The 10975-nt window shown below is 72.8% G+C and carries 8 protein-coding genes; 3 read left to right on the top strand and 5 right to left on the bottom strand.

Annotated elements, in window-relative coordinates:
• Nucleotides 1-68: 68 nt before the first annotated feature.
• From prmC to BN12_RS12505, 4 genes are all read right to left on the bottom strand, one after another.
• Entirely contained in the window at nt 69-956 is an 888-nt protein-coding gene (gene prmC, locus BN12_RS12520) for a peptide chain release factor N(5)-glutamine methyltransferase (RefSeq protein WP_048552903.1), read from the bottom strand.
• A gap of 55 nt (nt 957-1011) precedes the next feature.
• Entirely contained in the window at nt 1012-2091 is a 1080-nt protein-coding gene (gene prfA / locus BN12_RS12515) for a peptide chain release factor 1 (protein WP_048552901.1), read from the bottom strand.
• 128 nt (nt 2092-2219) lie between these two features.
• Entirely contained in the window at nt 2220-2438 is a 219-nt protein-coding gene (gene rpmE / locus BN12_RS12510) for a 50S ribosomal protein L31 (protein ID WP_048556359.1), read from the bottom strand.
• Nucleotides 2439-2565: 127 nt separating this feature from the next.
• On the bottom strand, nt 2566-4689 hold the full coding sequence (locus tag BN12_RS12505) for an MMPL family transporter (RefSeq protein WP_083454622.1): 2124 nt from the start codon (nt 4687-4689) through the stop codon (nt 2566-2568).
• A 114-nt stretch (nt 4690-4803) separates the two neighbouring features.
• Between BN12_RS12505 and BN12_RS12500 the strand changes: the two genes are divergently transcribed.
• The 3 genes from BN12_RS12500 to BN12_RS12490 all read left to right on the top strand — a co-directional run bounded on the left by BN12_RS12500 (nt 4804) and on the right by BN12_RS12490 (nt 9086).
• Entirely contained in the window at nt 4804-5586 is a 783-nt protein-coding gene (locus BN12_RS12500) for an HAD family hydrolase (protein WP_083454621.1), read from the top strand.
• A gap of 5 nt (nt 5587-5591) precedes the next feature.
• Complete coding sequence (locus BN12_RS12495) at nt 5592-8168, top strand: glycoside hydrolase family 65 protein (protein ID WP_083454620.1); 2577 nt, start codon at nt 5592-5594, stop codon at nt 8166-8168.
• A 69-nt stretch (nt 8169-8237) separates the two neighbouring features.
• Nucleotides 8238-9086, top strand: coding sequence for an LLM class flavin-dependent oxidoreductase (locus BN12_RS12490; protein WP_048552900.1), 849 nt, complete (start codon nt 8238-8240; stop codon nt 9084-9086).
• A gap of 223 nt (nt 9087-9309) precedes the next feature.
• On the opposite strand, the gene rho is transcribed toward BN12_RS12490, so the two are convergent.
• Nucleotides 9310-10975 (bottom strand): transcription termination factor Rho (rho, locus tag BN12_RS12485; RefSeq protein ID WP_083454619.1); only part of this gene is annotated, 1666 nt, incomplete at its 5' end.

Raw genomic sequence — 10975 nt, 5'->3', positions numbered from 1 at the left:
TCCTCGGCCGACCTCACCTACGCAGGCTCCTCGGCTGACCTCGCCGTGGACCGGACGGCCGACGTCGCCTACGCAGGCTCCTCGGCCGACCTCGCCGTGGACCGGACGGCCGACGTCGCGCGGGGGCGCCCGTTGAGGTCGACGTGGTCGACGACGTCGCGCCACTGCCCCGTCGCCCGGAGCCGGGCCGGGAGCGTCCCGCCCTGGGTGTCCGCATGCTCCATGAGCAGCCGGCCGCCGGCACGCAGCAGCCGGGCCGCCCGCGCCGCGACGACGAGCGGGATCGCGAGCCCGGTGGGATCGCCGCCGTAGAGGGCGACCCCCGGATCGTGGTCACGCACTTCTGGGTCGACCGGCTCCATGCCCGCCGGGATGTACGGCGGGTTCGACACGACGACGTCGACGGCGCCGAGGAGGTCGTCGAAGGCCTCCGTCGCGTCGCCGAGCCGGACATCGACGTCGAGTGCCAGGGCATCGCGGTTGGCGAGGGCCCAGGCATACGCGTCCGGGCTCAGCTCGACGGCATGGACCTGCGCGCCCGGCACCTCGTCCTTGACGGCGAGGGCGATGGCGCCCGAGCCGGTGCACAGGTCGACGACGACGGGTGATGCCCCGCCGGCGGCCACGACACGAGCGGCCTCGACGGCGAGACCGGCGACGAGCTCGGTCTCCGGCCGGGGGGTGAAGACCCCGGGCCCGACGCGCAGCTCGATCCCACGGAACCCCGCCCGGCCGGTGAGGTGCTGGAGCGGGACCCGGCGGGCGCGCTCGTCGACGAGCGTCTCGTAGCCGTCCGGCGCGGCACGGCCGAGGACCATCGCCTTGCGGACCTCGGCAGCGCTGGTGCCGAGCACGTGGGCGGCGAGCGCGACGGCGTCGGCCTCGGGGGAGGGCACACCGGCGTCGGCCAGTCGAGCGGTGGCCGCCCGCACCGCCGCACCCAGCTCCCTGGTCACGAGCCGACCACCGGACGCACGGCGGCCACGCGCGCCGCGCGGCCCGGGCCGGGCCTCACGAGCCGTCCGCCAGCGCGGCCATCCGGGCCGCTTCGTCCGCGTCGATGGCGGACTGGACGACGGGGTCGAGATCGCCGTCGAGGACGCGGTCGAGGTTGTATGCCTTGAAGCCGGTCCGGTGGTCGCTCACCCGGTTCTCCGGGAAGTTGTAGGTCCGGATCCGCTCGGAGCGGTCGACGGTGCGGACCTGCGACCGGCGCGCCGCGTTCGCCTCGGCGTCCGCCTCGTCCTGCGCGAGCTGGTGGAGCCGGGCCCGTAGGACGCGCATCGCGGCCTCGCGGTTCTGCAGCTGGGACTTCTCGTTCTGGCAGGAGACGACGAGGCCGGTCGGCAGGTGGGTGATCCGCACGGCGGAGTCGGTCGTGTTCACCGACTGGCCGCCGGGGCCGCTGCTGCGGTAGACGTCGATCCGCAGGTCGTTCGGGTCGATCGTCACCTCGACCTCCTCGGCCTCCGGCATGACCCACACGCCGGCCGCGGACGTGTGGATCCGGCCCTGGCTCTCGGTGACGGGGACACGCTGCACCCGGTGCACGCCTCCCTCGTACTTCAGGCGCGCCCACGGTGCCTCGCCGGGCTGTGGCGTCCCCTTCGCCTTGACGGCGACCTGGACGTCCTTGTATCCGCCGAGGTCGGACTCGGTCGCGTCGAGGATCTCGGTCCGCCAGCCGCGCTGCTCGGCGTACCGCAGGTACATCCGCAGCAGATCGCCCGCGAAGAGGGCCGACTCCTCCCCGCCCTCCCCGGCCTTCACCTCGAGGATGACGTCGCGGTCGTCGTCCGGGTCGCGCGGGACGAGGAGCCGGCGCAGCCGTTCCTCGGCCCCGTGGGCGGCCTCCGCGAGCGCCGGCACCTCGTCGGCGAAGCCGTCGTCCTCCGCGGCGAGCTCGCGGGCGGCCGCGAGATCGTCGACGGCGACCCGCCAGGCCCGGTAGGCGGCGACGGTCGGGCCGAGCGCGGCATACCGCTTGGTCACCTCGCGGAGCCGGTCCGGGTCGGAGGCGACCTCGGGGTCGCCGAGCTGCCGCTCGAGGGTGGCGTGCTCCTCGACGAGAGCCCGAGCGGACTCCAGCATGACGTCGCCTCCTCACCGGCGCACGGACGGACAGGGGCCGGATGCCGGTCCGGGCGGGACGGCATACGGGAAAAGGCCGCTGCGCCGGCCACGTCCCTTCGGACGCGACCGGCGCAGCGGACGCGAAGCTACTTGGCGGCGACCTTCTTGCCGTAGCGCGCCTCGAACCGGGCCACGCGGCCACCGGTGTCGAGGATCTTCTGCTTGCCCGTGTAGAACGGGTGGCAGGCGCTGCAGACCTCGGCGTGGATGACGCCGTTCTTGGCCGTGCTGCGGGTGGTGAACGTGTTGCCACAGGTGCAGGTCACCGTGGTCTCCACGTACTCCGGGTGGATGTCCTTCTTCATGTGCGAGCGCTCCTTGGAGGTCGTCCGGGTCGGCGGGCCCATCGTCTCGATGCAGGTCCTGCCCCCGACAGGGGCGTGCCGTGAACCGGTCCAGCGGTCAAGTGTGCCAGAGATGGCGCACCGTCACCTAAACGCGCACCCGCTCGGCCTCATTCCCCGGCTCGGCGGCTCTCGCCGGGGTGGAGACGTGTCGGCCGGGACCGGGTCGGTCGAGCGTGCTCGGCCACCAGATGCGGCTGCCCAGATCGAGGTTGAGGGCGGTGACGAGGACCGACCGGACGATGAGGGTGTCGAGGAGGACCCCGAGGGCGACGGCGACCCCGATCTCGACGAACGCGACGAGCGGCATGGTCGACAGGACGAGGAAGGTCGCGGCGAGGACCATGCCGGCGGAGGTGATGACCCCGCCGGTCGCGGCGAGCGCGACGAGCGAGCCCTGACGCGTCCCTCGCGTCGCCGTCTCCTCCCGGACGCGGGTCATGAGGAAGATGTTGTAGTCGATGCCGAGCGCGACGAGGAAGACGAAGACGAAGAGCGGCATCGACGCGTCCGCCCCCGCGAAGCCGAGGACGTAGTGGAAGAGGAGGGCCGACAGCCCGAGCGCGGCGCCGAAGGACAGCACGACGGTGCCGACGAGCAGCAGCGGCGAGACGAGGGCTCGCAACAGCAGCATGAGGATGAGGAAGACGACGACGAGCACGGCGGGGATGACGACGCGGTTGTCGCGGTTCGAGGCGTTCTCGACATCGAGCTGGAGGGCGCTCGCGCCCCCGACGAGCGCGTCGGCACCGGTGACGGCGTGGACGGCGTCCCGAGCCCGCTCGACGGTGTCGAAGGCGGCCTGGGACGTCGCGTCGCCGCTGATGGGCGCGGCGACGAAGGCGACGCCGTCCTTGACGACCGGGTCGCCGACCTCGACGACGCCCTTCACGCCCTTCAGCGCCTCGGCTACCTGCCGGCCGTGGCCACCGTCGGCGACGACCATGAGCGGGCTGGAGGTGTCGGCGAGCCCGTGCCGGGTGAGGACCTGCTGGCCGAGGACCGAGTCGAACTGCTTGGTGTAGGACTCCGCGGTCGTCAGGCCGGTCGCGTCGAGCTTGACGATGCCGAGGCTCGCGACGGCGAGAAGCACGGCCGTCCCGACCCACACCTTCCGGGGCGCCCCGGAGATCCGGCGGCCGACCCTCGCCCAGAAGCCGCGCGAGGTGGGCTCGACGGAGCCGAACGAGGGCCGCGCGGGCCAGAAGACCCAGCGCCCGCAGATGACCAGGAGCGCCGGAAGGAGGGTGATCATGACGAGGAGGCCGACGGCGATGCCGATCGCGGCCACCGGGCCGAGCCCGGCCGTCGAGCTCATCTCGGCGAGCAGCAGGCAGAGCATCCCGAGGATGACCGTCGCACCGCTCGCGACGATCGCCGGGGCGGCCCGGTGGAGGGCGAAGGCCATCGCCTCGTGCCGGTCCTCGTGGCGGCGCAGCTCCTCCCGGTAGCGGGCGACGAGGAGCAGGGCGTAGTCGGTGCCCGCGCCGAAGACGAGGACGGTGAGGATGCCCTGGCTCTGGCCGTTGACGGTGAGGTCGAAGTGCTTGGCCGCGAGATAGATGACGCCCTGCGCGACGGTGAGCGCCACCCCCGCACTGACGACGGGCAGCAGCCAGAGGACGGGGCTGCGATAGGTGAGCAGGAGGATGACGATGACGACGCCGGCCGTCGCGAACAGCAGCGTGCTGTCGAGCCCCTCGAAGGCCTCGGCCGAGTCCGCGGCCTGGCCGCCCGGCCCCGCGACGTGGACGGAGAGGCCGTGCCCCGAGGGGGCGATCGCGCGGATCTCGTCCGCGACGTCGGGCATCCTGCTCCAGCCGTCCTTGCCGAAGTTGAACGTGACGACCGTCTGCATGGCCTGCTTGTCCTGCGAGGGGACGGGGCCGACGACCTTCCCCACGACACCGTCCAGCTGCTGCAGCCGGGCCGCCTGAGTGGTCGCCGCCTCGACGTCGGCGGCGGTCAGCCCACTCGTCCGCTCGTAGACGACGACGGTCGGGATGTCGTTCTCGTCCTGGAAGGGGCCGAGCTTGTCGAGGGCACGGGTGGACTCCGCGGAGGCCGGCAGCCACGACGAGGCCTCGTTGTTCTGGATCGAGGTGAGCTTCCCCGCATACCCCCCGGCGACGCCCACGACGACGAGCCAGAAGGCGAGGACGAGCCACTTGGTGACCCGACCGGTGAGTCGACCCGCGATCCGCTGATGCATGCGATCCAGCGAACCACGGCGCCGCGATACGCGCACACGGGTTATCACCCTGAGCCGACCCCAAACGAGCCCTGATCCCCCGCGGGGGCCCCTCGTGCTTCTACGCTCTGCCACGTGACCTGGAACGACCACGACGCGGCCCTCTTCGACCTCGACGGCGTCCTCACGCCGACCGCCGAGGTGCACATGCACGCGTGGGCCGCGATGTTCACCGCGTTCCTCTCCGGCCTCGCGGACCAGCCGCCCTACACGGACGAGGACTACTTCGCCCACGTCGACGGGAAGCCGCGGTACGAGGGGGTCCGGGCTCTCCTCTCCTCCCGGGGCATCGACCTGCCCGAGGGGTCGGTCGAGGACCCGCCGGAGGCCGGGACGGTGTGCGGCCTCGGGAACCGCAAGAACGTCGTCTTCGCGCGCATCCTCGAGACCGAGGGCGTACGACCGTATGCCGCGTCGGTCGCCCTGCTCGACCACCTCGCCGCCCGCGGGGTGCGGATGGCCGTCGTCTCCTCCTCCCGCAACGCCCCGGCCGTCCTCGCCGCCGCCGGCCTCGCCGACCGGTTCGGGGTCGTCGTCGACGGGGCCCTCGCCGCGCGGCTCGGGCTGGCTGGCAAGCCCGCACCCGACACCTTCCTCCATGCCGCCCAGCTCCTCGGAGTGGAGCCGGGGCGCGCGGTCGTCCTCGAGGACGCGCTCTCGGGGGTCCGGGCCGGCCGGGCCGGCGGGTTCGGCCTCGTCGTCGGCGTGGACCGTGGTGCCGGCGCCGCGCAGCTGCTCGCCGCAGGTGCCGACCGCGTGGTCCGTGAGCTCGACGAGCTCGTAGAGCCCGACGAGCTCGTGGAACCCGACGACGGGGGCGCGGACGACCGCGCCCCCGAGCGCATCGAGGAGGGCTGAGGGCGATGGGCGCACCGGAGATCGGCGAGGACCCGCTGGACCGCACGCGGTTCCCCGTCCGGGACTGGGAGCTCGCCGAGACGTGGTACGGCACCGAGGATCTCGGGGTCACCGAGACCCTGTTCACCGTCGGCAACGGGTACCTCGGGATGCGGGGCACCCCGGAGGAGGGCCGGCTGGCCCACGCCCACGGGACCTTCGTCAACGGCTTCCACGAGACGTGGCAGATCCGGCACGCCGAGGAGGCGTTCGGCTTCGCCCGGACCGGCCAGACCATCGTCAACGCCCCCGACACGACGACGATCAAGCTGTATGTCGACGACGAGCCTCTCCTGCTCGCCGTCGCCGACCTCGAGCACTACGAGCGGTCGCTCGACTTCGCCGCCGGCGTGCTCCGCCGCTCGCTCGTGTGGCGCACCCCGTCGGGCAAGCGCATCCGGGTCGACTCGCGCCGGATGACGTCCTTGGAGCACCGGCACCTCGCCGTCATGACGTTCGAGCTGACGATGCTCGAGGGCAACGCGCCGATCGCCATCTCCTCCCAGCTGCTCAACCGGCAGGACGGGCTCGACGAGTACCGCACCCGCCCGGTCCGCCCCGCGGAGGGAGCCGCCTCGGCGGGGCACCCGGGCTTCGACCCGCGGCGCGCGGCGGCGTTCTCCGAGCGCGTCCTCGTGCCCCAGAGCCACTGGGGCGGCGAGCGGCGGATCGTCCTCAGCTACCGATGCGCGAACTCGGGAATGACCCTCGCGGTCGGCGTCGACCACGGCATCGACACCGCCAACGAGTACGAGGAGCTCACCCACGCCGAAGAGGATCTCGCGAAGAAGATCTACCGCGTCCGGGCGCGGGCCGGCGTGCCGATCCGCATCACGAAGGTCGCGGCATACCACACGTCCCGCAGCGTGCCGACGCGCGAGCTCGTCGACCGCTGCCGCCGCACCTTGGACCGCGTGCGCGAGGACGGGGTCGAGTCCTGCTTCGTCGCGCAGCGCGAGGTCCTCGACCGCTACTGGGCCGACTCCGACGTCGTCATCGAGGGGCAGCCCGCGCTGCAGCAGGCGGTCCGCTGGAACCTCTTCCAGCTCGCCCAGGCGTCGCTGCGGGTCGAGCAGGGCGGGATCGCCGCGAAGGGCGTGTCCGGCACCGGCTACGAGGGCCACTACTTCTGGGACTCCGAGGTCTATGTCCTGCCGTTCCTCTCCTACACCTCGCCGTGGGTGGCCCGGGGGGCCCTGCGGTTCCGGTACGGCCAGCTGCCCGCGGCGCGCCGCCGCGCCCGGGAGATGGCGCAGGCGGGCGCCCTGTTCCCCTGGCGGACCATCTCGGGTGAGGAGGCGTCGGCCTACTACGCGGCCGGGACCGCGCAGTACCACATCAACGCCGACATCGCCTTCGCGATGGCGCGCTATGTCGGCGCCACCGGCGACGAGGACTTCATGCTGCGGGAGGGCGTCGAGATCCTCGTCGAGACCGCGCGGATGTGGGCCGACCTCGGCTTCTGGCTCCGCCACCGGGACGGCGACCGGTTCCACATCCACGGCGTGACCGGACCCGACGAGTACACGACGGTCGTCAACAACAACCTGTTCACCAACGTCATGGCCCGCCACAACCTGCGGCAGGCCGCCTACTGGTGCACCCGCGTCGAGCGGGAGTGGCCGGAGAAGCACGCCCGGCTCGTCAACGTCCTCGAGCTGGACCCCGAGGAGGTCCAGGAGTGGTCACGGTGCGCGGACGGCATGCACATCCCCTACGACGAGGCGCTCAAGGTCCACCCGCAGGACCAGCACTTCCTCGAGCGCGAGGTGTGGGACCTCGCGGCGACCCCCGCCGGCAAGCGCCCGCTCATGCTCCACTACCACCCGCTCGTCATCTACCGCTTCCAGGTGCTCAAGCAGGCCGACGTCGTCGCCGCCCTCTTCCTCCAGGGCGACGAGTTCTCCCAGGAGCAGAAGCGCGCCGACTTCGAGTACTACGACCCGATCACGACGGGCGACTCGACGCTGTCCGCCGTCGTCCAGTCGATCATCGCGGCCGAGGTGGGATACGCGGACCTCGCGCTCGGGTACTTCCGCGCCGGGCTCTTCGTCGACCTCGCCGATCTCCACGGCAACGCGGCCGACGGCGTCCACGTCGCATCGACCGGTGGGGTCTGGACAGCGCTCGTCTACGGGTTCGGCGGCCTGCGGGACTACCGCGGGACGCTGTCCTTCGACCCCCGGCTGCCCCGGGGATGGTCCGGCCTGGAGTTCCCGCTCCAGTACCGCGGGTCCCGGGTGCGCGTCCGGGTCGAGCCGGACCGGCTCGTCCTCACCGTCGTCGAGGGCGGCCCGGTCCCCGTCGTCGTCCGCGGCGAGCGGTGCGTCGCGGAGCCCGGTGCACCGTGCGAGATCCCCCTCCCCGACCAGGGTCCGGTCATCGAGCGGCGCCTCGGGAGCATGCCGCTCGTCGGGTCCGGCGACGAGCACGAGATGGTCTACACCGCCGGCGTGCCCGACCCCAACCGGCGGCGGAGGACGACGAACGGGAACGGGCACGGCGGTGGCGACGCGCCCGGTGGCGGCGACGCCGCCCGCTGACGGACCATCCGGGGGCCCTGCGGCCCGCGGACCGGACCCGGTGTCGGAGGGCTGTGCTTTGCTCGAGCCATGCGCTACGGATTCGTCGTCCCCTTCGCCAGTGAACGCCAGTTCGTCGAGCTCGCCCGGCTCGGAGAGGCCCGCGGATGGGACGCGGTCTTCTCGTGGGAGGCGGTCCACGGTCCGGATGCGTGGGTCACGCTCGGTGCCGCAGCCGTCGAGACCTCGCGGATCCGGCTCGGCACGCTGCTGACGCCCGTCCCCCGGTACCGGCCGTGGGACCTCGCGGGACGCGTCGCGACCGTCGACCGGCTCTCCGAGGGGCGGGTCGTCCTCGGCGCCGGGCTGGGCGCCGTCAACGGCAACTGGCTCGCCTTCGCGCCGGACGAGGGCCGGGCGGTCCGGGCGGCCCAGCTCGACGAGGGCCTGGAGGTGTATGCCGGGCTGCTGGCCGGTCAGCCCTACGAGCACGAGGGCCGGTTCTGGACCGTCCGCCCCGTGACCGAGCTCGTCCCTCCCCCGCCGGTCCAGCGGCCGCACCCGCCGGTGTGGGTCGTCGGGATGCTCGTCCGGGGCCGGTCCCGCCAGCCGTCGCTCGACCGCGCCGCCCGCTGGCAGGGCATCTTCCCGGCGGTGAGCGGCGGCCCGGAGGGCAGCTCGGGCCTCACCCGGGACGGGCTCGGCGAGATCGTCGAGCACCTCCGTCGCGTGCGCTCCGACCTCGGCCTGCCGTGGGAGAGCTACGACGTCGTCATCGAGGGCGACAGCCATGGAGGGTTCGGCGACATCCACGGGCCCGCCTCGGAGTGGGCGGACCTCGGCGCGACATGGTGGGTCGAGAGCTGGTGGGACCTCCCCGGGGGCGAGGAGGGCGTCGCCGAGCTGTTCCGCCGTGTCGACCTCGGCCCCGTCCGCTGAGCCGACCCTCGACCCTTCCGCCGCCACCCGGCTGGCGATCTGGCACCCGATCGGGGCCTGTGCACCACACCGACCCACACCGGACAGACCGTGAGACCCACCGGCATCCCCCACCTGGCGATCTGGCACCCGATCGGGGCCTGTGCACCACACCGACCCACACCGGACAGACCGTGAGACCGACCGGCGCCGGCCGCCCGGTCCGTGGGCGACGGTCAGTTCGTCAGCCGGCGTCCTCGTCGTCGAGGCGGATGTTGGAGGTCTGCTGGACCTGGACGAGGAACTCGTAGTTGCTCCGCGTCTTGCGGAGCCGGTCGAGGAGCAGCTCGATGCCCTGTTGGCTGTCGAGGGCCGCGAGGACCCGGCGCAGCTTCCACATGATCTTCAGCTCCTCGGGCGCGAGGAGGATCTCCTCACGGCGGGTGCCGGAGTTGTTGACGTCGACGGCCGGGAAGATCCGGCGGTTCGCGAGGTCGCGAGCGAGCCGCAGCTCCATGTTGCCGGTGCCCTTGAACTCCTCGAAGATCACCTCGTCCATCCGGGAGCCGGTCTCGACGAGAGCCGTGGCGAGGATGGTGAGGGAGCCGCCGTGCTCGATGTTGCGGGCGGCGCCGAAGAACTTCTTCGGGGGGTAGAGGGCGGCGCTGTCGACACCGCCGGAGAGGATCCGGCCGCTCGCGGGGGCGGCGAGGTTGTAGGCGCGTCCCAGCTTGGTGATGGAGTCGAGGAGCACGACGACGTCGTGGCCCATCTCGACGAGCCGCTTGGCGCGCTCGATGGACAGCTCGGCGACCGTCGTGTGGTCGTCGGCGGGCCGGTCGAAGGTCGAGGCGATGACCTCGCCCTTGACGGCGCGCTGCATGTCGGTGACCTCCTCCGGACGCTCGTCGACGAGCACGACCATGAGGTGGACCTCGGGGTTGTTCGTCGTGATGGCGTTCGCGAGGGCCTGCATGACCATCGTCTTGCCGGCCTTGGCGGGAGCGACGATGAGACCACGCTGCCCCTTGCCGATGGGGGCGACGAGGTCGATGATCCGCGTCGTCAGGATGTTGGACTCGGTCTCCAGGCGCAGCCGCTCCTGCGGGTAGAGCGGCGTCAGCTTGCCGAACTCCGGCCGCCGGCGCGCCTCCTCGACCGTCATACCGTTGACCGTGTCGAGCCGGACGAGCGGGTTGTACTTCTGCCGGTTGCCCTGCTGCTGTGGCTGGTCGCCGTCGCGCGGCGCGCGGATCGCCCCCGTGACGGCGTCGCCCTTGCGCATACCGCTCTTCTTCACCATGCCGAGCGGGACGTAGACGTCGCCGGGGCCCGGGAGGTAGCCGGAGGTGCGGACGAAGGCGTAGTTGTCGAGGACGTCGAGGATCCCGGCGACGGGCAGGAGGACGTCGTCGTCGTGGATCGGGGTCTCGCCCTGGTCGAGCTCGCCGAAGTCCTGCCCGCGCCCGCGCCGCTTGTCCCGGTTGCGGTTCCTGTTGCGGCGGCGCCGGCCGCCGCGGCCCTCGTCGTCGTCGGGCCCACCCTGCCTGTTCTGCTGGGTGCCCTGCTGCTGGCTCCCCTGTCCCTGGGTGCCCTGACCCTGGGCGCTCTGACCTCCCTGGTGCCCCTGGGCGGCGGACCCCTGGCCGCGCTGCGCGGCTCCCTGACCACGCTGGCGGCTCTGGTCCTCGTGGTCGCGCTGTCCCTGCTCGGGGCGTTCCGAGCGCTCCGCACGGTCGGTCGTCCCCACCCGGCGTGGGCGCTCGGCACCCTTCTCCCCGGCGGACGTGGCGGGGGAGGTATGCGACGCCGCCGGCTCGGCCTGCGCCGCCGACCGCTCGGGCCTGGCGTCGGGCTGCTCGGCCGACTCGGTGCGGGCGGCGGGCTGCTCCGCGTCCCGGAGCGTGGCG

The organism is Nostocoides japonicum T1-X7 (genome assembly GCF_001046855.1).
GTDB classification, from domain to species: Bacteria; Actinomycetota; Actinomycetes; order Actinomycetales; family Dermatophilaceae; genus Nostocoides; species Nostocoides japonicum.
Note: the sequence above shows the minus strand (reverse complement) of the source record. Positions and strands in the feature narration are given on the sequence as shown.

What these genes read in the sequence shown, in the direction of transcription:
- rpmE (WP_048556359.1), bottom strand. Translation starts at nt 2,438, where the DNA reads ATGAAGAAGGACATCCACCCGGAGTACGTGGAGACCACGGTGACCTGC.
- BN12_RS12490 (WP_048552900.1), top strand. Translation starts at nt 8,238, where the DNA reads ATGCGCTACGGATTCGTCGTCCCCTTCGCCAGTGAACGCCAGTTCGTC.
- BN12_RS12505 (WP_083454622.1), bottom strand. Translation starts at nt 4,689, where the DNA reads ATGCATCAGCGGATCGCGGGTCGACTCACCGGTCGGGTCACCAAGTGG.
- prfA (WP_048552901.1), bottom strand. Translation starts at nt 2,091, where the DNA reads ATGCTGGAGTCCGCTCGGGCTCTCGTCGAGGAGCACGCCACCCTCGAG.
- BN12_RS12495 (WP_083454620.1), top strand. Translation starts at nt 5,592, where the DNA reads ATGGGCGCACCGGAGATCGGCGAGGACCCGCTGGACCGCACGCGGTTC.